The organism is Pseudomonas sp. DCA-1 (assembly GCF_046523955.1).
Classification (GTDB): domain Bacteria; phylum Pseudomonadota; class Gammaproteobacteria; order Pseudomonadales; family Pseudomonadaceae; genus Aquipseudomonas; species Aquipseudomonas putida_Y.
Window position 1 is genome coordinate 4,374,607 of record NZ_CP169881.1, and the last position, 24,516, is coordinate 4,399,122.

Here is a 24,516-nt window from a genome sequence, read left to right on the forward strand (position 1 = left end):
AGGCCCGGCCTCTTCGCGGGTATAACCACGAAGAGGCCGGGCCTGCCTGAACGTGCTCAAGGTCAATCACGCCTCGTTTGCCAAGCGCTATGCTTGTTACATGGCCCCACTGCAAAAGGATTGCTGTCCATGTCCCCGTTCCTGTCTCTGTTCGTGCCGGTGTTCCTGTTCCTGATGCTGCTGACCATCGGCTTCAGCATGCGCGAACGCAACATCGGTGTACTGATGATGTGGATCGGCACCTTGGGTATTTTCGGCCTCACCTGCTGGAAGATCCTCGAGAAACTGCCGACATAAACCTCTACACTCGGTCAATCGTTTGACCTGAGGTAGATTTTCCAGTGCCTGCCCTCCTGCGTTACCTGTTCCTGCTGCTATTGCTTTTCATTGCCCCGGCACAAGCGGCGGGCCTGCCTGGCCTGCTGGGCGGCAGCGCGCCCGCGCAGCCAGAGGCCACCGAGCCGCTGGGCAAATCGCTGGACGAGGTGATCAAGAACCTCGAAAACGATCAGCAACGGGCCAAGCTGCTGGCCGACCTGAAAAAGCTGCGCGACGCCACCCGGCAATCGCAACCCAGCGTTGAACAGGGTGTGCTCGGCCTGATCGGCGGTGCCCTGCACGACTTTGAAAAACAGTTCAGCGGCGATGCCAGTCCATTCCACCGCTGGGCCGCGGAAATCGAACAGGCCCAGGCCGAACTCACCGAGCTGGTGGTGCCCGTGCACCAGTGGCCGGCGATCCTGTTCGGTTTTGCTGCAGTGATTGCCGTATGGAGCCTGCTGGCCTATGCCTTCAACTGGGTCGGCCATCGGGTCCGCCTGCGCTTTGGCCTGAGCGAGGAACTGCCACAGCACCCGCGTACCTGGGACCTGGTACGCTTTGCCTTGCGCAAGCTCGGCCCATGGTTGGTCGCGCTGGTGTTCACGGTCTACCTGAGTTTCGTGCTGCCGCCATCGCTGGGCAAATCCCTGGCCATGGTGCTGGCCTACGCACTGGTGGTCGGTACCTGCTTTTCGGCCATTTGCGTCATCGCCTTTTCCTTGCTGGACGGCCCACACCGCCACCGTGCCCTGCACATCCTGCGGCGCCAGGCGTTTCGCCCGTTGTGGCTGATCGGCAGCTTCGCCGCGTTTGGCGAGGCGATGAGCGATCCACGCATGCTGGTGGCCCTCGGTACTCACCTGGCCCACGCCCTGGCTACCTTGGCCAATGTGATTGCGGCGCTGTGCACCGGGTTGTTCATCCTGCGCTTCCGCCGCCCGATCGCCCACCTGATCCGCAACCAGCCACTGTCGAGGCGACTGACTCGACGCACCCTCAGCGATACCATCGAGATCCTCGGCAGCTTCTGGTTCATTCCGGCGCTGATCCTTGTGGCCATTTCGCTGTTCGCCACCTTCGTCTCCGCCGGCGACACCAGCACCGCCCTACGCCAGTCGCTGATGTGCACGGTGCTGGTGGTGGTGTGCATGGTGCTCAACGGCCTGGTGCGCCGCCATACTGCCAACCCCAAGCGGGCCAGCAAGCGCCAGGCGGTGTACACCGAGCGCCTGCGCAACTTCGGCTACCTGCTGGTGCACCTGTTCATCTGGCTGGTGTTCATCGAGTTGGGCCTGCGCGTGTGGGGCGTGTCGATGATCAGCTTCGCCGAGGGCGACGGCCATGACGTCAGCCTGCGCCTGCTGGGCCTGGCCGGTACACTGATGGTGGCCTGGCTGGTGTGGATCCTTGCCGACACCGCCGTACACCATGCCCTGGTGGGCTCGCGTCGGGGGCTGGCCAACGCCCGTGCGCAAACCATGATGCCGTTGATCCGCAACGTGATGTTCGTGGTCATCTTCATCATCGCGGTCATCGTCGCACTGGCCAACATGGGCATGAACGTCACCCCGCTGCTGGCCGGTGCCGGTGTGATCGGCCTGGCCATCGGTTTTGGCGCGCAGTCGCTGGTGGCCGACCTGATCACCGGCCTGTTCATCATCATCGAGGATTCGCTGGCCATCGACGACTATGTGGATGTCGGCGGCCACCTGGGCACGGTGGAAGGGCTGACCATTCGTACCGTGCGCCTGCGCGACATCGACGGCATTGTGCATACCATCCCGTTCAGCGAGATCAAGAGCATCAAGAACTACTCGCGAGAGTTCGGCTACGCGATCTTCCGCGTGGCAATCCCGCACAGCATGAACATCGACCAGGCGATCACGCTGATTCGCGAAGTGGGGCAGAAGCTGCGCAATGACCCGCTGATGCGCCGCAACATCTGGTCACCGTTGGAGCTGCAGGGGGTGGAGAGCTTCGAGTCAGGCTCGGCGATCTTGCGGGCGCGGTTCAAGACCGCGCCGATCAAGCAGTGGGAGGTGTCGCGGGCATTCAACCTGGCCTTGAAGCGGCAACTGGACGAGGCCGGGCTTGACCTGGCAACGCCGCGGTTGTCGGTGCAGGTGGTGACAGCCGGTGGGGGTGGAATGACAGAGGCCGGTTCGCAGGAGCAGCCAGCACGCTAGCCTGCCTGCGCCCTGATGCGAATGGCATCATGCCGCCAATACTCGAGGTCGCAGTCGATCAGGTGCCCATGCTGGTCACTGTTGACCCGGGTAATGTGCAACCCCGGGCTGCCCGCCGACACTTTCAAGGCACTGGCCGCCTCCACCGGCAACGCTGTCGGCAGGATCTCGAAGCACACCTGCCCGTATTCGATGCCATACACCCGCCCATAAATCTCGGTCAGTGACTGCGCCAGGTCGTGTTCAAGAATGCCGGGAAAGTACCGGGGGTTGAGGTAGTGCTCGGCATACAGCACCGCCCGCCCGTCAATCCGCCGTAACCGGCAGACGCGCACCACGCTGGACAACGCCGGCAGCTGCAAGCGTGCACAAATGGCCGCCGAAGCCGGCTGCAGCCTCGCCGACAGCAGTTCGGTACTGGCCACCCGCCCCTGATCGCGCACCATGGCATGGAAGTGGCTGCGCTCGATCAGGTCGTAGGTCAAGCGCTGCGGTGCAACGAACCAGCCTCGGCGCTCTTCGCGGTAGATCAGGCCTTGGGCCTCCAGCTGCACCAACGCCTCACGCAGGGTAATGCGCGTGGTGTCGAACACCTCGCTGAGCCGCCGCTCGGCCGGCAGCTTGCCGCCCGGCGCCAGCAGACCATGCTCGATCTGCTCCTGCAGGGCATGACAGATGGCTGTTACCGCACGCGGGGGCGTCGACTGCATCAAAAGGTTACCTATCTGGACTAGTCCAGCCCCATCACAGGGCATTTGGAGAACAGTGCAAGCCTATGCAGGGCTGATGAACATCCCGTGACAAAGCTTAGGCCAGCCATTGCCAGAAACGCGCCAAGCCAGCAGAGCCGGGGCGATTACCTGGTCTACGCTGTAGCTTCAGGGCCCTTGCCGGCCCCCTGCCTACATCAAACTGTCACGCAAGCGGCCTACCTTGGCTCAAGGTTTGCTGACCTAGACCAAAGGTGCCAGTCAAAGGCTTGCAACGGCTTTACCCAGAATAATGATCGCAAGGCACCCACCCAAAGGAGCTTCGGATGAAAAAGTTCTTCATGGCGTCACTGCTCGGTTCGGCCATCGCGTTGTGCACCACGGCCATGGCCGCCGGCACTGACCTCAAGGCCCTGGAAGACGCCGCCCGCAAGGAAGGCACTGTCAACAGCGTGGGCATGCCCGACGCCTGGGCCAACTGGAAAGGCACCTGGGAAGACCTGGCCAGCAAGTACGGCCTCAAGCACAGCGACACCGACATGAGCTCGGCGCAGGAACTGGCCAAGTTCGAAGCCGAGAAAGACAACGCCAGCGCCGACATCGGTGACGTGGGTGCCGCTTTCGGCCCGATCGCGGTGACCAAGGGCGTCAGCCAGCCTTACAAGCCAAGCACCTGGGACCAGGTGCCGGAATGGGCCAAGGACAAGGACGGCCACTGGGCGCTGGCCTATACCGGCACCATCGCCTTCATCATCAACAAGGACCTGGTCAAGGAAGAAGAACGGCCGAAAACCTGGCATGACCTGGAAAAAGGCAAGTACAAGGTTGCCATTGGCGACGTCGGCACCGCCGCCCAGGCCGCCAACGGTGTGCTGGCTGCGGCCATCGCCTACAAAGGTGACGAGCAGAACATCCAGCCGGGCCTGCAGTTGTTCACCAAACTGGCGCAGCAGAAGCGCCTGTCGCTGGCCAACCCGACCATCCAGACCCTGGAAAAGGGCGAAGTGGAAGTTGGCGTGGTGTGGGACTTCAACGGCCTGAGCTACCGTGAACAGATCGATCCCAAGCGTTTTGAAGTGCTGATCCCCTCGGACGGCTCGGTGATTTCCGGCTATACCACGGTCATCAACAAGTACGCCAAGCACCCCAACGCGGCCAAACTGACCCGTGAATACATCTTCAGCGATGCCGGGCAGATCAACCTGGCCAAGGGGCACGCGCGGCCGATCCGGGCCGAGCACCTGAAACTGCCGGCGGATGTGCAGGCCAAGCTGCTGCCCAACGACCAGTACGGTGCCGCCCAGCCGATCAAGAATGCCGAGGCCTGGGAAGCCACCTCGAAGAAACTGCCGCAGATGTGGCAGGAGCAGGTGATCATCGAGATGGAGTAAGGGGCCGGGCTTTGTAGCGCCTGATCCGGCCCTTTCGCGGGTAAACCCGCTCCTACACAGGGATACGCGATACATGTAGGAGCGGGTTTACCCGCGAAGATGCCAACGCGGTTCATGACTGGAGAAAACATGCAACACAACGTCATCCTGGTCCTGCTCGACGGCCTCAACTACCAGGTCGCCCACCATGCGATGGGCCACCTGCACGCCTACGTCGAGGCCGACCGTGCCGCGCTGTACCGCGTGGAATGCGAGCTGCCATCGCTGTCGCGGCCGCTGTACGAATGCATCCTCACCGGCGTGCCGCCAATCGACAGCGGCATCGTGCACAACAACATCAACCGCCTGTCCAACCAGCGCAGCGTGTTTCACTACGCACGCGAGGCCAATCTGGGCACTGCGGCGGCCGCGTACCACTGGATGAGCGAGCTGTACAACCGCTCGCCCTTCGATCCGCAGCGCGACCGCCATACCCACGCGCCGAAACTGCCGATCCAGCACGGGCTGTTCTACTGGGACGACCGTTACCCCGATTCGCACCTTCTGGCCGATGGCGAGTACCTGCGCCGCCGCCACGCGCCCAACTTCCTGCTGGTGCATCCGATGAGCGTTGACGACGTGGGTCACCGCCACGGCCTGGACAGCAGCCAGTATCGCAACGCTGCGCGCAGCGTCGACATCCTGCTGGCCGACTACCTGCCCGGCTGGCTCGAAGAGGGCTATCAGGTATTGGTCACCGCCGACCACGGCATGAACAACGACCGCTCGCACAACGGCCTGCTGGCTGAAGAACGTGAGGTGCCGCTGTTCGTCTTCGGCGACGCCTTCAGCCTGGACCCGGCCGCCAAGCCGCTGCAGACCGAACTGTGCGGCACCATCTGTGAACTGCTGGGCGCCGCGCATGACAAGACGGTTTGCCGGGAGCTGCTGAAGTGAGTGGCGGCATACGTGGCCGCTACCTGGCCCTGCTCTGCCTGCTGCCGTTCGCCGTGTTCTTCGTCATCTTCCAGGTCGCCCCGCTGGCCTGGGTGGCGATCAACAGCCTGCAATCGGAAGCCGGCTGGGGCATCGACAACTTCAGCAAGGTGTTCGCCTCCAAGTTCTACCTGCAGGCGTTGCAACGCAGCCTGGAAATCAGCTTCTGGTCGAGCGTGTTCGGCATCGTCATTGCTACCCTCGGCGCCTACTCGCTGCGCCAGGTGGACTCGAAGCTGCGCGACTTCGTCAGCGCCTTCGCCAACATGACCAGCAACTTTGCCGGCGTACCACTGGCCTTTGCCTTCATCATCCTGCTCGGTTTCAACGGCGCGCTGACCCTGCTGCTGAAACAGATCGGCCTGCTGGAAGACTTCAGTATCTATTCCAAAAGCGGGCTGATCCTGGTGTACACCTACTTCCAGATCCCGCTGGGCGTATTGCTGCTGTACCCCGCCTTCGATGCCCTGCGCGAAGACTGGCGCGAGTCAGCCGCGCTGCTGGGCGCCAACCACTGGCAGTACTGGCGACACATCGGCCTGCCGGTACTGGCCCCGGCACTGCTGGGCACCTTCGTCATCCTGCTGGCCAACGCCCTCGGCGCCTACGCCACCGTGTACGCACTGACCACCGGCAACTTCAACGTACTGCCAATCCGCATCGCCGGCCTGGTGGCGGGCGACATCAGCCTCGATCCGAACCTGGCCAGCGCCCTGGCGATGGTGCTGGTGGGGCTGATGACGCTGGTCACGGTGGTGCATCAATGGCTGCTGAAAAGGAGCTACCATGCGCGCTGACATCCGCTCCGGCGGCTGGTACCACCGCCTCGTGGTCTACCTGCTGTTCCTGATCCTGCTGCTGCCCCTGGCCGGCACCCTCCTCTACTCGCTGGCCACCAGTTGGTCGGCGACCCTGCTGCCCAGCGGCCTGACCCTCAAGTGGTATGCGGCACTGTGGAGCGAGCCGCGCTTCCTTGCGGCCTTCGGCCAGTCGTTGCTGGTGTGCGTAGGCGCACTGCTGCTGTCGGTGGTGCTGATCTTGCCACTGCTGTTCGTGGTGCATTACCACTTCCCGCGGCTCGACGCGCTGATGAACATCCTCATCCTGCTGCCTTTTGCGGTGCCGCCGGTGGTGTCGTCGGTGGGGCTGCTGCAACTGTATGGCAGCGGGCCGATGGCCATGGTCGGCACACCGTGGATCCTGATCGGCTGCTACTTCACCATCGCCCTGCCGTTCATGTACCGGGCCATCACCAACAACCTTCAGGCCATCAACCTGCGCGACCTGATGGACGCCGCACAGCTGCTTGGCGCCAGCACCTGGCAGGCCGCACTGCTGGTGGTGCTGCCGAACCTGCGCCAGGGCCTGATGGTGGCATTGCTGCTGTCGTTCTCGTTCCTGTTCGGCGAATTCGTGTTTGCCAACCTGCTGGTCGGCACGCGCTACGAGACCCTGCAGGTGTACCTGAACAACATGCGCAACAGCAGCGGCCACTTCAACAGCGCGCTGGTGATCTCCTACTTCGCCTTCGTGCTGGTACTGACCTGGGTCGCCAACCGCCTGAACAAGGACAAGACCTGACATGAGCTTCGTCAGCGTAAAGAAACTGCAGAAAAGCTACGCCGGTAGCCCGGTGTTCGAGAGTATCGACTGCCACATCGAACGCGGCGAATTCGTCACCCTGCTCGGCCCGTCCGGCTGCGGCAAGTCCACCCTGCTGCGTTGCATTGCCGGGCTGACCTCGGTGGATAGCGGGCAGATACTGCTCGACGGCCACGACATCGTGCCGCTAAGCCCGCAAAAGCGTGGCATCGGCATGGTGTTCCAGAGCTACGCGCTGTTCCCCAACATGACCGTGGAGCAGAATGTCGCCTTTGGCCTGCGCATGCAGAAGGTCAAGGCCGATGAAAGCCAACTGCGGGTACACGAGGCGCTTGAGCTGGTGGAGCTGGGCAAGTTCGCCGGGCGCTACCCACACCAGCTTTCCGGCGGCCAGTGCCAGCGTGTGGCCCTGGCCCGCTCACTGGTCACACGCCCGCGCCTGCTGCTGCTCGACGAACCGTTGTCGGCGCTGGATGCGCGTATCCGCAAGCACCTGCGCGAGCAGATTCGCGCCATCCAGCGCGAACTGGGGCTGACCACCATATTCGTCACTCACGATCAGGAGGAAGCGCTGACCATGTCCGACCGCATCTTCCTGATGAACCAGGGGCGCATCGTCCAAAGCGGCGATGCCGAAACCCTCTACACCGCACCCGTGGACCTGTTTGCCGCCGGCTTTATCGGCAACTACAACCTGCTCGACGCCGACAGCGCCAGCCGCCTGCTGCAGCGCCCGGTGGCCAGCCGCCTGGCGATCCGCCCAGAGTCGATCACCCTTGGCGAGCACGGCGAGCTTGACGCCGAGGTACGCAGCCACAGCCTGCTGGGCAACGTGATCCGCTACCGGGTGCGGGTGCGTGAAGTGGAGCTGGTGGTCGATGTGCTCAACCGCTCGCCGGCCGACTTGCACGCGGACGGGAAACGGGTAAGCGTGTCGATCGACCCCACTGCGCTGCGGGAAGTGGCTTAAGGAGACTCACCACAATGGCACTGGCAATTTTCGATCTGGATGAAACCCTGATCCACGGCGACTGCGCATCACTGTGGAGCGAGCAGATGGCCCGGTTGGGCTGGGTCGACGGCAAGGACTTCCTGCGCCGCGACCATGAACTGATGGAAGCCTATGGCAGGGGCCACCTGCAGATGGAGGACTACATGGCTTTCAGCCTGGAGCCGATTGCCGGGCGCACCCTGGAAGAAGTCGAGCACCTGGTGGCCCCGTGGGTCGAAGAAGTGATCGAACCGATCATCTACGGTGACGCCTGCCGCTGCATTGCCGAGCACCGCAAGCGTGGGGATCGCATCCTGATCATTTCCGCTTCGGGTACGCATCTGGTCGGGCCGATTGCCGCGAGACTGGGCGTGGATGAGTACCTGGCCATCGAACTGGAGGCAGTGAACGGGGTGTACACTGGCAAGACCCACGGGGTGCTGACCTATCGTGAGGGCAAGATCACCCGATTGCTGGAGTGGCTGGATCAGGAGCAGGAAAACCTGGAGGGCGCGAGTTTCTATTCCGATTCGAGGAATGACTTGCCGTTGCTGTTGAAGGTGGATCACCCACATGTGGTGAACCCGGATGCGGTGTTGCGCGAGCATGCCGAGATCAACGGGTGGCCGATTCTGAGCTGGAGCTGAAGGTCTTCATGGCCTGTGCAGGCCTCTTCGCGAGTGACCCCGCGAAGAGGCCGGGCCTGCTTACACCAGGCTAGGGTCGATCACCATCACCAGCTTGCCCGACACCTGGTTGGTCTCCAGCTCGGCATACGCCGCCTGGGCAAACTCCACCGGATAGGTATCGACCAGCTGCGGCGACAACCGCCCCTCGGCGAACAGCGGCCATACTTGCTGCTGCAGTTCGCTCAGCAGCTCGGCCTTGAAGCCGTCGTCACGGTTGCGCAGGGTGGAACCGGTAATTTCCAGACGCTTGCCAAGCACTTGGGCCAGGTCCAGCTCAAACTTGCGTCCGCCCATCAGGCCGATGATCACCCAGCGACCGTCGCGGGCCAACAGTTTGAGGTTCAGCTCACCGTAGCTGGCGCCCACCGGGTCGAGAATCACATCGAACGGGCCAAAACCTTCCAGCGCTTCCAGGTTCTCGTTACGTACCACACCACCCGCAGCGCCCAGCGCCTGGCAGTAGGCAAGACGATCCTGCGAACCGACGCTGACCCATACCGGGCTGCCGAACGCCTTGCACAGCTGGATAGCGGCCGAGCCAACGCCACTGGCGCCGGCGTGCACCAGCACCTTCTCGCCAGCCTTCACTGCACCGAGCTGGAAGATGTTCAGCCAGGCGGTGGCATACACCTCCGGCAACGCTGCCGCTTCATGCAGGCCAAGGCCCTCGGGCACCGGCAGCACATGACGGGCATCCACCACCACTTCCTCGGCCATGGCGCCGCTGGCCAGCAGGGCGCAAACGCGATCACCCACGCGCCAATCGGCACCAGCCCCCACCTCTTCAACCACCCCGGCACACTCCAGCCCCATGTACGGGCTGGCACCTGGCGGTGGCGGGTACAAACCTTTCATCTGCAGCAGGTCGGCGCGGTTCAGCCCCGCAGCGGCCACGCGAATGCGCACTTGGCCCGCGTCACAGGTCGGGCGTTCGGCCTCGACCCACTCCACATGTCCGTCAACGCCTTGCAATGCCTTCACAGTGCCTCCATAGTTGAATCATGACTGGGCCTGAGGTCGCTTACCTCAGGCCTTTTGCAGTATTTGCCCGGCTCCATGGAACCGGCAACGGAAAAGACGGCCTACTATGCGTGATCAATTGCCTCCACGTCGAATCAGCATGAAGCATTTCCTTCCAAGCACCGCACTGGCTGTGATGATCGGCCTGGGCAGCCTCACGCTCGGCGGCAATGCAGTGGCCGCCAACAAGTGGGACAGCCTGCAGCCGGACCGCGACGAGATCGTCGCCAGCCTCAATGTGGTGGAGCTGCTCAAGCGCCACCACTACAGCAAGCCCCCCCTGGACGATGCCCGTTCGGTCATTATCTACGACAGCTACATCAAGCTGCTGGACCCGGCGCGCAGCTACTTCACCGCTGCCGACATTGCCGAATTCGATAAATGGAAAACGCAATTCGACGATTTTCTCAAGAGCGGCAACCTGGACCCGGGCTTCACCATCTACAAACGCTACCTCGACCGCGTCAAGCAACGCCTGGACTTCGCCCTGGCCGAACTGAACAAGGGCGTGGACAAGATGGACTTCACCACCAAGGAAACCTTGCTGATCGACCGCAAGGACGCACCGTGGATGAAGAACCAGGCCGAGCTCGACGACTTGTGGCGCAAACGCGTGAAAGACGAAGTGCTGCGCCAGAAGATCGCCGGCAAGGAACCCAAGCAGATCCAGGAAACCCTGATCAAGCGCTACAAGAACCAGCTCGCGCGTCTGGACCAGACCCGTGCCGAGGACATCTTCCAGGCCTACATCAACACCTTCGCCCAGTCCTACGACCCACACACCAATTACCTGTCGCCGGACAACGCCGAGAACTTCGACATCAACATGAGCCTGTCGCTCGAAGGCATCGGTGCGGTGCTGCAAAGCGACAACGACCAGGTCAAGATCGTGCGCCTGGTGCCGGCCGGCCCGGCAGCCAAGACCAAGCAGGTGGCCCCGGCCGACAAGATCATCGGCGTGGCCCAGGGCAACAAGGAAATGGTCGACGTGGTGGGCTGGCGCCTGGACGAAGTGGTCAAGCTGATCCGCGGCCCGAAAGGCTCGGTGGTGCGCCTGGAAATCATCCCGGCCAGCAATGCGCCTAGCGACCAGACCAGCAAGATTGTGTCGATCACCCGTGAAGCGGTGAAGCTTGAAGAGCAGGCGGCGAAGAAGTCGGTGCTCAAGCTCAAGCAGGACGGGCGTGACTACAAGCTGGGCATCATCGAGATCCCGGCCTTCTACCTGGACTTCAAGGCCTACCGCGCTGGCGACCCGGAGTACAAGAGCACCACGCGTGACGTGAAGAAGCTGCTCACCGAACTGCAAAAAGAAAAAGTCGACGGCGTGGTCATCGACCTGCGCAACAACGGCGGTGGTTCGCTGCAGGAAGCCACCGAGCTGACCAGCCTGTTCATCGAAAAAGGCCCGACCGTGCTGGTGCGCAACAGCGACGGCCGCGTCGACGTGCTGGAAGACGAAAACCCGGGGGCCTTCTACAAGGGCCCGCTGGCACTGCTGGTCAACCGCCTGTCGGCCTCGGCATCGGAGATCTTCGCCGGTGCCATGCAGGACTACCACCGCGCGCTGATCATCGGTGGCCAGACCTTCGGCAAAGGCACCGTGCAGACCATCCAGCCGCTCAACCATGGCGAGCTGAAGCTGACCCTGGCCAAGTTCTACCGGGTTTCCGGGCAGAGCACCCAGCATCAGGGGGTACTGCCAGACATCGACTACCCATCGATCATCGACACCAAGGAAATCGGCGAGAGCGCCCTGCCAGAGGCCATGCCGTGGGACACCATCCGCCCAGTGGTCAAGCCTGCCGCCGATCCGTTCAGGCCGTTCCTGGCCCAGCTCAAAGCGCAGCATGAGGCACGTAGCGTCAAGGATGCCGAGTTCACCTACATACGCGACCGCCTGGCCCTGACCCAGAAGCTGATGAACGAGAAAACCGTCAGCCTCAACGAGCAGGAACGCCGTGCACGCCACGACAGCATCGAGACCAAGCAACTGGCGCTGGAAAACATCCGCCGCAAGGCCAAGGGTGAAGAACCGCTGAAAGAGCTGAAGAAAGAGGACGAAGACGCTCTGCCGGTCGAGGATGAAAACACCAAACCGGAAGACGACGCTTACCTCGCCGAGACCGGTCGCATCCTGATCGACTACCTCAGTGCCAGCACCAAGGTGGCCAAGAAGTAAGGCACGTCAGCAATGATGGCAGAATAATGCGACCTGTCATCAAACAGTCATCGTGCTGTCGTGAAATATGGGGGCCGGGCATGCAGATGTCCGGCCCTTTCATTTTCAGGAATACGTCATGACCGTTGCCGAACAGCTCAGTGCCTTGAGTGCCATCCTGGCTCAACGCAGTATTCACAGTCTGTTCCAGCCAATCGTGTGCCTGAGTGAACATAGGGTGTTCGGCCATGAGGCGCTGAGCCGTGGCCCGTCCAACAGCCCACTGCATGCGCCGCTCAACCTGTTTACCATCGCCCGCCAGGCCGGCCGCCTGACCGAGCTGGAAGCCGCTTGCCGAGAAAGCGCCTGCCGACGCTTCAGCGAGCAGCAACTGCAGGGCAAACTGTTTCTCAACATCTCGCCCGAGTCGCTGCTGGAGCCGCACTACCCCTCCGGCCTGACCCTGAAACTGCTCGAACAGGTTGGCCTGCCGCCAAGCCGGGTGGTGATCGAGTTGACCGAGCACACACCCACCGACGACTTCCAGCTGCTGTCCAATGCCCTGCACCACTATCGCGACATGGGCTTCTCGATTGCCATCGACGACTTGGGCGCGGGATATTCCAGCCTGCGCCTGTGGTCGGAGCTGCGCCCCGAATACGTGAAGATCGACCGGCACTTCATTGACGGCATCCACCGTGACCCGCTCAAGCGCGAGTTTGTTGGCTCCATTCTGCAGATCGCCCGGGCGTCGAAGGCACAAGTGATTGCCGAGGGCATCGAGCTGGCGGAAGAGCTGGCAGTGCTGGTGGAGATGGGCGTGGACCTGGTGCAGGGCTACTTGCTAGGGCGGCCACAGGAGCTGGGGGTACGCGACAACGGGCTTTTACCAGCACTGACGCAGGTGCCACTGGCCGAACAACCGACAGTGCGCTTGAATGCCACGATCGGGCAGCTGCTGGAGCTGTTTGGCCGGCACCAGCACCTGGAGGCATTGGAAGTGGTGGATGCCGATGGCAGAGTGTGCGGGTTGATTCACAGGGATGCGCTGCCTGTGCCGGCCTATCCGCGGGTGAACCCGCTCCTACGGGGGCCTGTGCCCAACCACCGATCAGGCGTAGGAGCGGGTTGATCCGCGAATACGGTAGCGGCGGCAACGGAGAACGACGGGTGGAAATTGGCCAGCAGGCCCGGCCCTTTCGCGGGTGAACCCGCTCCTACAACAGCCTGATTCCAACCACCGACCTGTGTCCACCCTCGATCAGGCGTGTAGGAGCGGGTTTACCCGCGAATACGGTGGCGGCGGCAACGGTGAACGGCGGATGGGAATTGGCCAGCAGGCCCTGCCCTTTCGCTCAGGGTCACCACCTGTAGCGAATAGGCTGGAGTGGGTAACGCTTCAGGCTGTTTCGGGATAGCTGTACTCGAACACCCGAACCACCTCAGAGGCATGCCACGAGGCGGCCTCCAGGCCATCGACCGGCCCGGTAAACCGCCCTAGGCGCTCGACACACTCAAAGAACCCAGTACGCGGCAAACGGCTGGCGCCTTGGCTGATCACCAGCGAACTGCGCAATGGCTGCTCGGCACGGGCATCCAGCACCGCCAGGTATTCCAGCGCGGCAGTCAGCGTTTGCATGGCCGGGCTGGGCAACTGCAAGCGCTCGATTAGTGCTCGGTAGGTCAGCAAGTGACGTTGACGACGGGCCAGGTCAAGCTCACCCAGCAGGTTATCCCAGTGCTGACGGCTGATCCTGACCTGGCTCATGATGGCTCGCTCCAGCCAGCCACCCCCAGATGCCAGGCCAAGGCGCGGCGGATGGCAGCATCTGGCTGGCGCTCACCCGATTCGATCATGGCCAGATACGCCGGGCTCACCCCGACGTTGCGCGCCAGTTGCTCAGGGGCAATGCCCTTGGCCTGGCGAATATGGGCGACTTCGCTGAAGGCTGGCAGAGGTGCACTGGCAACAACGCCCTGCGCCTCACTGGAAACCGCGTCGGCAGGTGCCTGCCCTGCAGCCCTGAGCAACGCCTGGTATTGCTCCCAGGGAACGACGGCGTACTCGGGTTGACCGTCCCGGCTGATGACCTGAATACCCATTACAAACCCCTTTAAAAAGGATTACAGCATGTAATCCGTAGGCATAACCCTTATGCCAATTATATTACCAACTCCGAGGTCTGTGCAGTTGAGGTGAGATTCAGGCCAGTTTCATCAGCTGTTGCGCTCCAGCCGCAGCGCTTCCGGGGTAGCCGGCAGGCGCTCGACCACGCGCAGCCGCTCGGGTGCCTGGCTATCGCGCCAAGCCTTGAAACGCGCCAACTCGTCGGCCACGGTTTTCAGCACCCAGCCCAGCACCGCGATGTCATCAAGGAAACCCACCCCCAGCAACCAGTCCGGGATGGCATCGATAGGGCTGACGAAATACAGCAGGCCAGCCACGACAGTGACCAGTGCCTTGGGGCTGATGGCGCGGTACTCCCCCCTCCACCAGGCCAGGCATAGCGACTGCAGCAGCTTCACGTCTTCGCGCAGTTGGCCGAGGCGCGGGCCTTTGCGCGCTACCGCGAACAGCAAGGCCGGCAACCGACCTCGGCTGAGCAGGCGCTCGGCCAATGGCAGGAAACGGGCAAAATTCCAGGGTGCGCTCATGGAGCCTCCGAGAGGAAAAGGTTATCCACATTTATTGTGGATAACCTTGTGAACAGGGCGAGGTTTCCGACCCCAGGTGCCTGCCAGGCAAGGGGCCCAGTCAGATCGGGCGTTTTTTACACAGTCGTTTCACGCCATGGCTACCTGCGCCGCAAACGATTTGCGTCAGAAACATCCTACTTCTTCACGCTGCATTTCTTCGGACAGTATCAGCTGTTGCAGGTTCGTCCAATCGGCACAAACGAAAACGCCCCATCAATGTGGGGCGTTTTCGACAACCAGCCAATGTTACTTGGCAGGTGCTTCTTCAGGGGCTTCGGCTTGCGGCTCGGCGCCTTGCAACTGGGCCGGGTCCTTGATGGCGATCAGTTCCAGATCGAACACCAGTACCGAGTTGGCCGGGATCAGCGGGCTTGGGCTTTGTGCGCCATAGGCCAGTTCAGCCGGGATGAACAACTTGTACTTCTCGCCGACGTGCATCAGCTGCAAACCTTCGACCCAACCTGGGATCACACCGCTAACCGGCAGGTCGATCGGGCTGCCACGTTCGACGGAGCTGTCGAATACCTTGCCGTCGATCAGCTTGCCTTCGTAGTGGACAGTGACCACGTCAGTCGGCTTGGGCTGCGGGCCGTCGGCCTTCTTGACCACTTCGTACTGCAGGCCCGAGGCAGTGGTGACCACGCCTGGCTTCTTGGCGTTTTCTTCGAGGAACTTCTTGCCGGCGGAGGCGGCTTCTTCGCTGGCCTTGGCCAGGCGCTCCTCGGCGCGTTTCTGCAATGCGGTGAAGGCCTCTACCAGCTCTTCGTCCTTGATGCGTTGTTCTTTCTTGCTAACGGCGTCTTCGATGCCGAGGGCGACTGCTTTCGAATCAAGGTCTTCCATGCCTTCCTGAGCCAGGCTCTTGCCCATGTTCAGGCCGATACCGTAGGAGGCTTTCTGCGCCGGAGTCTTCAGCTCGGGGCTGCTGGCTTGTTGATCGCAGCCAGCCAGTACCAGGCCTACCAGGGCAACCGCAGCCGCCAAACGATGCTGTTTCATGCTATTTCCTTGTTCATGCGCCATAAGGGCAATCAGGGTAAAGCCGCGAGCTTAGCAGGCGGCCATGACCAATGGCTACCGGCATAGGAGCGGGTTTTCGTAAGGAAGTTCAGTCGTTAAAAGCTTCTTCATCGAAGCTTTACAGCCATTGGCCAGTATTGACCCTTTGTGCCGGGCTCGCCGGGCTTTTGTGGCCTTTTATTTCTGCGGGTTCTGAGGGCGGAAATATCAGGGCAGGCAGGCCTCGGAAAACCTCAAGGATACCGACCCTCTCGATATTCCCCCGCCACCTCCCGCAGCACCTCGCCCACCCACTGCCCCGGCAAACTCAACGGCAAGGCGGCATTGCGGCAAATCCCCACCGACCCTCCCGGCTCGCGCACACCCAGGTCAAGCTCGACCAGTTCGCCACGGCGCAGGTCGAGCAGCACGGCATCACGCGGCGCCACCCACAGGCCATCGCTGCCCAGCAGATAGCGCCGGCTCAGGGCCAGCGACAGGGTTTCCAGGCGCTGCGCCGGCATCTGGATGCCGCATTGCACAAACAGGCTGTCGGCGTGCTGGCGGATGGTGGTGCCGACGGGTGGCAGCACCAGCGGGTAACGCCCCACCTGCCCCCGCTCCACGGGTGTGCAGGCCAGCAGCGGGTGACCCGGGCGCACCACCAGGCTCATCGACTCGCTGTACAGGTGCTCGAAGGACAACCCCTGGATTTGCGGACTGTCGGTCATGCGCCCCACCACCAGTTCCAGCTCCCCCAGGTGAAGCTGGCCAAGCAACTGCGCGCTGACCCCGGTGACCACGCTGATCACCAGCGCTTCATGGCGCTGATGCAGGCGGCACAGCACCTCGGGCATGAGCAGGCCTTCGACCGTGGACAGCACACCAATGCGCACCTGCGACGGCGCCCGCGCTTCACCGCGCAGGCTGCTGACGCCATCGCGCAGTGCCTGCACACTGGGCCCGGCGTAACGCATGAAGCGGGTGCCGGCCGGGGTCAGCTCGACACCCTGCCGGCTGCGCTCGAACAGGCGCGCCTCGAGCAGGTCCTCAAGCTCTTTGAGGGTCTTGGAAATCGCCGGCTGGCTGATCGACAGGCTATCGGCCGCCCTGGCCAGGCTGCCCTGCCGGGCAATCTCCAGGAAGCACAGCAGGTGGCGGTATTTGATGCGGGTGTCGAGGTTCATGGCAGCAAGCTTACCGCATCGCTACCTGCGGCGTATCCGGGTCGCGCTGCTGGCGGCGGGATGACCCGAGCGGCAGTCCGAGGATCTGGCGGAAATACCGAGAAAAGCAGGCTTCGTCGGCAATTCAACAAAGCCGCGCCAGCTCGCCCAGCGCCGTATTTGAAGACGGTGCAGACTCTGTGGGAGCGGGCTTGCCCGCGAAGAGGCCGGCACAGGCAGCAAAGGGGTATCAAGCCACCGCCAGTTCCACCGCCTCACCCTTCAACCGCACCGGCCATACCCGCAACCTCTGCCCGGCATCCTCCAGGCACTCCCCACTCAGCAGGCTGAAGTGCTGCTTGTAGAGCGGCGCTGCCACCACCAACTCACCTTGCACACTACCCACCAGCCCACGGCCGATGATGTTGGCGCCGGAGCGCGGGTCACGGTTGTCCACTGCGTACAACGGCTGCGCCTGCCCCGGCAGGTAGAACAACGCCACCTGGGCCCCATCGAGCCAAACCACGACGCCAGAGTCGGCCACCAGGTCTTGTGCCTGGCACACCGCCTGCCAGTTTTCTTGCGTGTTCACAGCAGCATTGGCCAGGTTCATCAGACAGCCTCCTCGACAGTTGGGATCAGGTGCAGCGGTGCAGCGGGCCGGCGTTGTTCGCGTTCGCGCACGAAGTGCACGTCCGGGTCAGCACGACGGTCGTTGACGAAGGTGCGGAAGCGCTTGAGCTTCTCCGGGTCATTGAGGGCATTGGCCCACTCACATTCATACTGGTCGACCACATGCTGCATCTGCGCTTCCAGCTCGCCCGCCAGGCCCAGGCTGTCGTCGATGATCACCTGCTTCAGGTAGTCCAGCCCGCCTTCCAGGTTTTCACGCCACACCGAGGTGCGCTGCAGCTTGTCGGCCGTGCGGATGTAGAACATCAGCACGCGGTCGATCAGGCGTACCAGGGTTTCGTCGTCCAGGTCGGTGGCGAACAGCTCGGCATGCCGCGGGCGCATGCCGCCGTTGCCGCACACGTACAGGTTCCAACCCTTGTCGGTGGCGATAACGCCGATGTCCTTGCTCTGCGCCTCGGCGCATTCACGGGTGCAACCCGATACCGCGAACTTGAGCTTGTGGGGGCTGCGCAGGCCCTTATAGCGGTCTTCCAGGCGCAGGGCCATGGCGACACTGTCCTGCACGCCGTAACGGCACCAGGTACTGCCCACACACGACTTCACCGTGCGGGTCGACTTGCCGTAGGCGTGGCCGGTTTCGAAACCGGCCTCGATCAGTTCGCCCCAGATCAGCGGCAGCTCGTGCAACTGGGCGCCGAACAGGTCGATGCGCTGGCCACCGGTGATCTTGGTGTACAGGTCGTATTTCTTGGCCACCTGGCCGATGACGATGAGCTTGTCGGGGGTTATTTCACCACCGGGAATGCGCGGCACCACCGAATAGGTGCCGTTTTTCTGCATGTTGGCCATGAAGGTGTCGTTGGTGTCCTGCAGCGGTACCAGCGCCGGGTCCATGATCGGCTGGTTCCAGCACGAGGCAAGGATGTTGCCCACCGCCGGCTTGCAGATGTCACACCCCAGATGGCCCTTGCCATGGCGCTCGAGCAGTTCGCTGAAGGTGCGGATACCCTCCACCCGCACCAACCCGTACAGCTCCTGCCGGGTGTAGGCAAAATGCTCGCACAGGCTCTTGTCCACCGCCACACCGCGGGCCGTCAGTTCGTGCTCGAAGACCTGCTTGAGCAGGGCCGCGCAACCGCCGCAGCCGGTTGCGGCCTTGGTGCAGCCCTTGACCGCAGCGAGGTCGCTGCAGCCACTGTCGATCGCGGCGCACACCGCCCCCTTGCTGACGTTGTGGCAGGAGCAGATGGTCGCACTGTCGGGCAGCGCATCGGCGCCCAGGGCCGGCGCACCACCGCCTTGTGGCAAGATCAGCGCTGCCGGGTCGGCCGGCAGGGCGATGCCGTTCTGGGCGTACTGCAACAGGGTGTCGTAATAGCTGTTGTCGCCGACCAGCACCGCGCCGAGCACGTGCTTGCCGCTGGCATCCACCACCAAACGGCGGTAAGCGCTGTTGGCTTCATCGATGAAGCGATAGCTGCGCGCGCCCGGCGTGGCACCGTGGGCATCGCCGATCGAACCGACATCCACACCCAGCAGCTTGAGCTTGGTCGACATGTCGGCGCCGGTGAACGCCACCGCCGCCTCGCCCATCAGCAGCCCAGCCAAGTTGCGCGCCATGCTGTAGCCCGGGGCGACCAGGCCGAACACGCTGCCGTTCCACGAGGCGCACTCGCCAATGGCGAAGATGCGTGGGTCGCTGCTGCGGCAGTGGTTGTCGATGACCACGCCACCGCGCGCCGCAATGTCCAGGCCGCAGCCCCGGCCCAGTGCATCCTGTGGGCGGATACCGGCGGAGAACACGATCAGGTCGGTTTCCAGGTGCTCACCGCCGTCGAAGTTCATGCGGTAGCGGTAGGTTTCACCGGCACTGACCGACTGGGTGGCGCGCGACAGGTGCACCCCCACACCCAGCGCTTCGATCTGCGCCTTCAACGCGGCACCGCCCTCGCCGTCCAGCTGCACCGGCATCAGCCGTGGGGCGAATTCCACCACGTGGGCTTCCAGCCCCAGCGACTTGAGGGCGTTGGCCGCTTCCAGGCCAAGCAGGCCACCGCCGACCACCACCCCTCGGCGGGCACCGGCTGCGGCAGCACGAATGCCATCGAGGTCGTCCAGGGTGCGGTAGACCAGGCGGGCATTGCCGCTGGAGCCTTCGATTGGCGGCACAAAGGGATAGGAGCCGGTGGCCAGCACCAGTTGGTCGTAGCCATAGCGACCTTCGACAGTGACGACTTCGCGGCGCTCACGGTCGATCTCCAGCACGGCTTCACCCAGGTGCAGGTGCACGCCATTGGCGTCATAGAAATCGTGCTCACACAGGGCCAGGGTTTCGGCACAGCTGCCACCGAAGTATTCGGACAGGTGCACGCGGTCATACGCGCGTTGGCGCTCTTCGCCAAATACCCGCACCTCGAAGCGCTGCAGGGCGCCGCGACTGACCAGTTGTTCGACGCAATGGTGGCCGACCATGCCGTTGCCGACGATGACCAGTCGCTCTCGTTGCCCGCTGCTCGCTGTTGCCTTCATAAGCCGATCCTCGATCAAAAAAAAAGCGCCTGGAGCCGAAGCTCCAGGCGCCTTTGCCTGTATTCATCACGGTGGGGGGCCCGGGTTGATCGCCGTTGATCAGTGGGCTTTGTTGTATTCGAGGTTAAGCAGGGAGCGTGCCAATCGGGTTGTCTGGGTTGCCTGTGCCGGCCTCTTCGCGGGTAAACCCGCTCCTACACTGGCCTCCACTGGTTCACCCGCGAAGGGGTCAGCCCATCCAATGCACATTCCAAGGGCACAACACCCCATTTTGGAGCACTTCAGTACACATCGCGCCGATAACGCCCGGCCTTGCTCAAGCCTTCGACATACACCGCCGCCGCCGCCGCATCCATCCGGCCATGCTCGGCGACGATTACCCGCAACGCCGCATCCACATCCCTGGCCATACGCTGCGCATCGCCACACACATAGAAATACGCCCCCGCCTGCAGCCACTGCCACAGCTGCGCACCCTGCTCGAGCATGCGCTGCTGCACATAGATCTTCTCGACCTGGTCCCGCGAGAACGCCGTGTCCAGCCGCAGGTGCCCCGCCGCCTGCCAGGCCTGCAACTGCTCCTGGTAATAGAAGTCGGTCGCTGCGTACTGCTCACCGAAGAACAGCCAGTTGTCACCTTTTGCCCCCCGTGCCTCTCGCTCCTCGAGGAACGCACGAAACGGTGCAATGCCAGTACCAGGGCCCACCATGATCACCGGCACGCTGTCGTCCTCGGGCAAGCGGAAGTGCTTCGACACCTGCGGGAAGATCGCCACTTTCTGCACCTGCGCACGGTCGGCAAGGTAGCTTGAGCACACGCCTTTACGTTCGCCATAACGCACCGTCGACACCGTCAGATGCACCTGGCCTGGGTGCGCCAGTGGGCTGGAGCTGATCGAATAGAGCCGCGGCTGCAATGGCTTGAGCAGTTCCAGCCAGCTAGCCAGCGGCAACTGCTGGGGGAAGGCGCGCAGCACATCGACCAACTGCCGGCCCCACAGCCAATCTTGCAGCTCGGCCTTGCATTCAGGCTGCAGCAACCGCTGCAGGTCAGGCGCATTGCTGGCAAATGCCTGCAGTTGTTGCGCAGTGACCTTGGCAATTTCCAGATGTGCTTGCAGGGCTTCGGCCAATGGCATGGCGCAATGACCTTTAAGCTCGACCATCGCCTGGCCATCGAGCTGCATCAGCGTCAGCAGTTCTTCTACCAGGACCGGGCAGTTGCGCGGCCATACGCCCAGGGCATCGCCGGCAGCGTAACTGAAGCCGCTGCCGCTCAGGTCGAAGACCAGCTGGCGGGTTTCCTTGCTGGCGCCGGGGCCATTGAGCAGGCGATTTTCCAGTACGGTGGCCATCCAGGGTTGCTGCTTGCTGAAGGCCGATACGGGTGCAGGTTCACTCGCCGGAGGTGGCGCCGCGGCAGTGCCCAGTGCAGGTAATAACGCTTCGAGCCAACTGGCAAAGGCTTCGTCGAAGTCTGGCTCGCAGTCCACCCGTTGCAGCAGGCGCTGCCCTCCCAGCTCGGCCAGGCGCTGGTCGAGCTTGCGGCCAAAACCGCAGAACTGGTCGTAACTGGAGTCGCCCAAGGCCAGTACGGCATAGGGTAGCCCGGCGCAGTGGGCGCCCTCCTCGCCCTGCAAGGCCTGCCAGAATGCCGCGCCGCTGTCGGGCGCGTCGCCATCGCCAAAGGTGCTGGCGATCAACACCACACTGGCAACACCCTGCAGTTGGCTTGGGCTGACCGCCTCCAGGCAGCTGAGTTGCACGTTCAGACCGGCATCGCGCAGGCGCGCGGCACAGCGTTCGGCCAGTTGCTCACCATTGCCGGTCTGCGAGGCCCACAGCACCTGATGCCATGGCGCGGCCTGTGCTGCGATGGGTGCAGTTGCAGGCTGGGCGAACAGCCCGGCCAGCAAGCCGTCGACAAACAAACGACGGTTGGCAGCCAGCGGCGCACTGGCCGGCAGGCGGGGTACGCCCTCAGCGCGGGCCTGGTCCAGGCCCAGCAGGAACCCTTGCAGGTAATGACGCTCTTCTTCGGCCAGCACCGGAACCGGCAGGGTGTGCAGACCAAGCAGACGGGACAGGGTGGCGGTTGGCATGCGGACAGGCTCTACAGTGGCAGTGTTCAGATCAAGGGCGTCGATGCGCTCGCCTGCGACCCGCTCCAGGGCTACGGCGCAGTGTTTGAAGGCAGGCTGCAGCGACAGCGGGTCGACCGCATCGCAGGTCGCGGCATTGATCGCCAATTGCTCGCCGATCAGGTCGTTCCAGTGAAACGGCGCAAAGCAGTTGCCCGGCATGACCCGGTCACTGATGCGCGCCGGCAGCACGGCTTGACCCCGACGCGAACGAACGGCCACCTGGTCCTTTTCAGCAACACCCAGCCGGGCAGCATCCTCGGGGTGAATCTCAAGGTAGGGGCCGGGCTCCAGCTTGTTCAGTGCCGGCACCTTGCCGGTCTTGGTCAACGTGTGCCATTGGTGCTGCACACGGCCAGTGTTCAGCACCATGGGGTAGTCATCGTCCGGCAATTCCGCTGCCGGTAACCAGGGCCGCGCAAAGAAGCGCGCCTTGCCACTGGCGGTGGGGAAAGCCAGTGCCGGCCGCCCACCTTGGGCATCGAGCAGGAGCGCCTGGCTGCTGCCGTCGTTGAGGTAGCGCAGCGGGCTGCGCTGCTGTTGGCTGCCCGGCGCACAGGGCCACTGGCGCGGCTGCGTACGCAATTCGGCATAGCCGATACCGCGCAGGTCATAACCGGTCACAGGGTTGTGGAAGCGGCGTATTTCCTCATACACCGCTTCGGCATTGGGGTAGTCGAAGGCGTCCGCATAGCCCATGGCACACGCCACGCGGGCAATGATCTGCCAGTCCGGCAAACTTTGCCCGGGCGGCTCGACAGCGCGTGGCATAAGGGTCATGTTGCGCTCGCTGTTGATCATCACACCCTCGCCTTCGGCCCACAGCGCGGCCGGCAGCAGGATGTCGGCGTAGCGATTGGTTTCGGTGTCGAGGAAGGCGTCCTGGGTAATGACCAGTTCGGCCTTGCGCAGGCCGTCGATCACTTGCTGGCGGTTGGCGACACTGGCCACCGGGTTGCTGCAGATGACCCAGCAGGCTTTCACTTCACCGGTTTTCATCTGCCCGAACAGCGCCACCGTACCCTCGCCGCCCTCGCTGCGCAGGCTGCCGGGTGGAAGTTGCCATTGTCGTTCGACGAATGCGCGGTCATCTTCCACCAACGCTGAGCGCTGGCCTGGCAAGCCAGGGCCCATGTAGCCCATGTCGCGGCCGCCCATGGCATTGGGCTGGCCGGTCAGCGAGAACGGGCCGCTACCGGGGCGGCAGATAGCCCCCGTGGCCAAGTGCAGGTTACAGATGGCGTTGCTGTGCCAGGTGCCGTGAATGCTCTGGTTCAAGCCCATGGTCCAACAGCTCATCCAGTTGCTGGCGCTACCGATCCATTCGGCGGCCTTGATGATATCGGCCTCGGCCAGCCCGGTGATGGCGGCTACGCGCTCGGGGGTGTAGTCGTCGAGGAAGGCCGGCAGTTCGTCCCAGCCTTCGGTGTAGCGGGCAATGAAGTCGGGGTTGGTGTGGCCGTTGCGATGCAGCAGGTGCAAGAGGCCGTTGAGCAAGGCCATGTCGCTGCCGGGACGCACCTGCAGAAACAGGTCGGCCTTGTCGGCCGTGGCGCTGCGCCGCGGGTCGACGACGATCATCCTGGCGCCGGCCTTGACCCGGTCAAGCAGGCGCAGGAACAGGATCGGGTGGCAGTCAGCCATATTGGCGCCGATCACCAGAAATACCTCGGCGTGCTCGAAGTCCTGGTAACTGCCAGGTGGGCCATCGGCGCCAAGCGACAGCTTGTAGCCACTGCTGGCGCTGGCCATGCACAGGCGCGAGTTGGACTCGATGTGGCGCGTACGGATAAAGCCCTTGGCCAGCTTGTTGGCCAGGTACTGGGCCTCCAGCGACATTTGCCCGGACACGTACAGCGCCATGGCATCCGGGCCGTGCTGGTCGATGATGCCGCGCAGACGCTCGGCGGTGGCAGCGATGGCCTGGTCCATGCTGGTGCGCACTGGCGGCTGGCTGCGTTGCTGGCGCACGTAGGCATCGGCCATGCGCCCGCTGGCACTCAGTGGCAGGTGTGCGGTGAGGCCTTTGGTGCATAGGCGGCCAAAGTTGCTCGGGTGCAGCTTGTCGCCGCTGATCTTGCCGACCTTGCCATCGGCAACGCTCATGACGATGCCGCAGCCCACGCCGCAGTAGGGGCAGACGCTGCGTACTTCGCTGTTGGCCATGGGCGGGCTCCTGTGAAAACGCAAAAAGGCGCCGGCTGCCCCGGCATGCTGATGCACGCGGGGCAACACGGCGCCTTTGTCGTGAAGTGGTGAGGGCTGTCGACGTTGATAGCCCGGGATGAGGGTAAATCAGCAA

20 protein-coding genes are annotated in these 24,516 nt (G+C 63.2%); 10 read left to right on the forward strand and 10 right to left on the reverse strand.

Annotation, left to right across the window (positions count from 1 at the left end; translation table 11 throughout):
* Window positions 1-129 precede the first annotated feature (129 nt).
* The gene (locus ACE4QZ_RS20645; RefSeq protein ID WP_016501052.1) at window positions 130-297 is read left to right on the forward strand and encodes a hypothetical protein; all 168 of its coding nucleotides are present in this window, start codon (window positions 130-132) and stop codon (window positions 295-297) included.
* Window positions 298-341: 44 nt separating this feature from the next.
* On the forward strand, window positions 342-2,507 hold the full coding sequence (locus ACE4QZ_RS20650) for a mechanosensitive ion channel family protein (RefSeq protein ID WP_410480164.1): 2,166 nt from the start codon (window positions 342-344) through the stop codon (window positions 2,505-2,507).
* Here ACE4QZ_RS20650 and ACE4QZ_RS20655 read toward each other — a convergent pair.
* Window positions 2,504-3,217: a UTRA domain-containing protein gene (locus ACE4QZ_RS20655; protein WP_003252562.1), complete on the reverse strand. Its 714-nt coding sequence runs from the start codon at window positions 3,215-3,217 to the stop codon at window positions 2,504-2,506. The genes ACE4QZ_RS20650 and ACE4QZ_RS20655 overlap by 4 nt on opposite strands.
* Before the next feature lie 326 nt (window positions 3,218-3,543).
* On the opposite strand from ACE4QZ_RS20655, the gene ACE4QZ_RS20660 reads away from it, so the two are divergent.
* From ACE4QZ_RS20660 to ACE4QZ_RS20685, 6 genes are all read left to right on the forward strand, one after another.
* Window positions 3,544-4,608: an ABC transporter substrate-binding protein gene (locus tag ACE4QZ_RS20660; protein ID WP_021782479.1), complete on the forward strand. Its 1,065-nt coding sequence runs from the start codon at window positions 3,544-3,546 to the stop codon at window positions 4,606-4,608.
* A 129-nt stretch (window positions 4,609-4,737) separates the two neighbouring features.
* Window positions 4,738-5,544, forward strand: a complete 807-nt coding sequence (locus ACE4QZ_RS20665) for an alkaline phosphatase family protein (RefSeq protein ID WP_003252558.1) — start codon at window positions 4,738-4,740, stop codon at window positions 5,542-5,544.
* Window positions 5,541-6,380: an ABC transporter permease gene (locus ACE4QZ_RS20670; protein WP_021782480.1), complete on the forward strand. Its 840-nt coding sequence runs from the start codon at window positions 5,541-5,543 to the stop codon at window positions 6,378-6,380. Before ACE4QZ_RS20665 ends, ACE4QZ_RS20670 begins: the two co-directional genes overlap by 4 nt.
* The gene (locus tag ACE4QZ_RS20675; protein ID WP_339444564.1) at window positions 6,370-7,164 is read left to right on the forward strand and encodes an ABC transporter permease; all 795 of its coding nucleotides are present in this window, start codon (window positions 6,370-6,372) and stop codon (window positions 7,162-7,164) included. Before ACE4QZ_RS20670 ends, ACE4QZ_RS20675 begins: the two co-directional genes overlap by 11 nt.
* Before the next feature lies 1 nt (window position 7,165).
* Entirely contained in the window at window positions 7,166-8,155 is a 990-nt protein-coding gene (locus tag ACE4QZ_RS20680) for an ABC transporter ATP-binding protein (RefSeq protein WP_103462933.1), read from the forward strand.
* 14 nt (window positions 8,156-8,169) lie between these two features.
* A complete protein-coding gene (locus ACE4QZ_RS20685) occupies window positions 8,170-8,823 on the forward strand; it encodes an HAD family hydrolase (protein ID WP_019436775.1) in 654 nt (217 codons plus the stop codon).
* Window positions 8,824-8,883: 60 nt separating this feature from the next.
* Here the strand turns inward: ACE4QZ_RS20685 and ACE4QZ_RS20690 are convergent, their stop codons facing one another.
* Entirely contained in the window at window positions 8,884-9,846 is a 963-nt protein-coding gene (locus tag ACE4QZ_RS20690; protein ID WP_028697998.1) for an NAD(P)H-quinone oxidoreductase, read from the reverse strand.
* 139 nt (window positions 9,847-9,985) lie between these two features.
* Here ACE4QZ_RS20690 and ACE4QZ_RS20695 point away from each other — a divergent pair, with 139 nt between their 5' ends.
* Together ACE4QZ_RS20695 and ACE4QZ_RS20700 are read left to right on the forward strand one after the other, a co-directional pair.
* Complete coding sequence (locus ACE4QZ_RS20695) at window positions 9,986-12,067, forward strand: carboxy terminal-processing peptidase (protein ID WP_172402795.1); 2,082 nt, start codon at window positions 9,986-9,988, stop codon at window positions 12,065-12,067.
* A gap of 118 nt (window positions 12,068-12,185) precedes the next feature.
* Complete coding sequence (locus tag ACE4QZ_RS20700) at window positions 12,186-13,178, forward strand: EAL domain-containing protein (RefSeq protein ID WP_410480165.1); 993 nt, start codon at window positions 12,186-12,188, stop codon at window positions 13,176-13,178.
* Window positions 13,179-13,445: 267 nt separating this feature from the next.
* On the opposite strand, the gene ACE4QZ_RS20705 is transcribed toward ACE4QZ_RS20700, so the two are convergent.
* The 8 genes from ACE4QZ_RS20705 to ACE4QZ_RS20740 form a co-directional block, all read right to left on the reverse strand.
* Window positions 13,446-13,814 (reverse strand): hypothetical protein, encoded by a 369-nt coding sequence (locus ACE4QZ_RS20705; RefSeq protein ID WP_028698000.1) that lies wholly within the window; start codon window positions 13,812-13,814, stop codon window positions 13,446-13,448.
* Window positions 13,811-14,149, reverse strand: a complete 339-nt coding sequence (locus ACE4QZ_RS20710) for a helix-turn-helix domain-containing protein (RefSeq protein WP_021782487.1) — start codon at window positions 14,147-14,149, stop codon at window positions 13,811-13,813. Before ACE4QZ_RS20710 ends, ACE4QZ_RS20705 begins: the two co-directional genes overlap by 4 nt.
* Window positions 14,150-14,263: 114 nt before the next feature.
* Window positions 14,264-14,701, reverse strand: a complete 438-nt coding sequence (locus ACE4QZ_RS20715) for a YkvA family protein (RefSeq protein WP_021782488.1) — start codon at window positions 14,699-14,701, stop codon at window positions 14,264-14,266.
* Between the two features lie 288 nt (window positions 14,702-14,989).
* Window positions 14,990-15,742, reverse strand: coding sequence for an FKBP-type peptidyl-prolyl cis-trans isomerase (locus ACE4QZ_RS20720; protein ID WP_010952765.1), 753 nt, complete (start codon window positions 15,740-15,742; stop codon window positions 14,990-14,992).
* Window positions 15,743-15,996: 254 nt separating this feature from the next.
* Complete coding sequence (pcaQ, locus tag ACE4QZ_RS20725; RefSeq protein ID WP_021782489.1) at window positions 15,997-16,929, reverse strand: pca operon transcription factor PcaQ; 933 nt, start codon at window positions 16,927-16,929, stop codon at window positions 15,997-15,999.
* A 229-nt stretch (window positions 16,930-17,158) separates the two neighbouring features.
* On the reverse strand, window positions 17,159-17,521 hold the full coding sequence (nirD, locus tag ACE4QZ_RS20730; protein ID WP_103443854.1) for a nitrite reductase small subunit NirD: 363 nt from the start codon (window positions 17,519-17,521) through the stop codon (window positions 17,159-17,161).
* Window positions 17,521-20,073 (reverse strand): nitrite reductase large subunit NirB, encoded by a 2,553-nt coding sequence (gene nirB / locus ACE4QZ_RS20735; protein ID WP_410480166.1) that lies wholly within the window; start codon window positions 20,071-20,073, stop codon window positions 17,521-17,523. Before nirB ends, nirD begins: the two co-directional genes overlap by 1 nt.
* Window positions 20,074-20,354: 281 nt before the next feature.
* Window positions 20,355-24,380 (reverse strand): molybdopterin-dependent oxidoreductase, encoded by a 4,026-nt coding sequence (locus ACE4QZ_RS20740; protein WP_410480167.1) that lies wholly within the window; start codon window positions 24,378-24,380, stop codon window positions 20,355-20,357.
* Window positions 24,381-24,516 lie beyond the last annotated feature (136 nt).

Coding starts and splice junctions, on each gene's coding strand:
- ACE4QZ_RS20645 (WP_016501052.1), top strand. CDS start 130: ATGTCCCCGTTCCTGTCTCTGTTCGTGCCGGTGTTCCTGTTCCTGATG.
- ACE4QZ_RS20655 (WP_003252562.1), bottom strand. CDS start 3,217: ATGCAGTCGACGCCCCCGCGTGCGGTAACAGCCATCTGTCATGCCCTG.
- ACE4QZ_RS20660 (WP_021782479.1), top strand. CDS start 3,544: ATGAAAAAGTTCTTCATGGCGTCACTGCTCGGTTCGGCCATCGCGTTG.
- ACE4QZ_RS20665 (WP_003252558.1), top strand. CDS start 4,738: ATGCAACACAACGTCATCCTGGTCCTGCTCGACGGCCTCAACTACCAG.
- ACE4QZ_RS20675 (WP_339444564.1), top strand. CDS start 6,370: ATGCGCGCTGACATCCGCTCCGGCGGCTGGTACCACCGCCTCGTGGTC.
- ACE4QZ_RS20680 (WP_103462933.1), top strand. CDS start 7,166: ATGAGCTTCGTCAGCGTAAAGAAACTGCAGAAAAGCTACGCCGGTAGC.
- ACE4QZ_RS20685 (WP_019436775.1), top strand. CDS start 8,170: ATGGCACTGGCAATTTTCGATCTGGATGAAACCCTGATCCACGGCGAC.
- ACE4QZ_RS20695 (WP_172402795.1), top strand. CDS start 9,986: ATGAAGCATTTCCTTCCAAGCACCGCACTGGCTGTGATGATCGGCCTG.
- ACE4QZ_RS20700 (WP_410480165.1), top strand. CDS start 12,186: ATGACCGTTGCCGAACAGCTCAGTGCCTTGAGTGCCATCCTGGCTCAA.
- ACE4QZ_RS20705 (WP_028698000.1), bottom strand. CDS start 13,814: ATGAGCCAGGTCAGGATCAGCCGTCAGCACTGGGATAACCTGCTGGGT.
- ACE4QZ_RS20710 (WP_021782487.1), bottom strand. CDS start 14,149: ATGGGTATTCAGGTCATCAGCCGGGACGGTCAACCCGAGTACGCCGTC.
- ACE4QZ_RS20715 (WP_021782488.1), bottom strand. CDS start 14,701: ATGAGCGCACCCTGGAATTTTGCCCGTTTCCTGCCATTGGCCGAGCGC.
- ACE4QZ_RS20720 (WP_010952765.1), bottom strand. CDS start 15,742: ATGAAACAGCATCGTTTGGCGGCTGCGGTTGCCCTGGTAGGCCTGGTA.
- pcaQ (WP_021782489.1), bottom strand. CDS start 16,929: ATGAACCTCGACACCCGCATCAAATACCGCCACCTGCTGTGCTTCCTG.
- nirD (WP_103443854.1), bottom strand. CDS start 17,521: ATGAACCTGGCCAATGCTGCTGTGAACACGCAAGAAAACTGGCAGGCG.
- nirB (WP_410480166.1), bottom strand. CDS start 20,073: ATGAAGGCAACAGCGAGCAGCGGGCAACGAGAGCGACTGGTCATCGTC.
- ACE4QZ_RS20740 (WP_410480167.1), bottom strand. CDS start 24,380: ATGGCCAACAGCGAAGTACGCAGCGTCTGCCCCTACTGCGGCGTGGGC.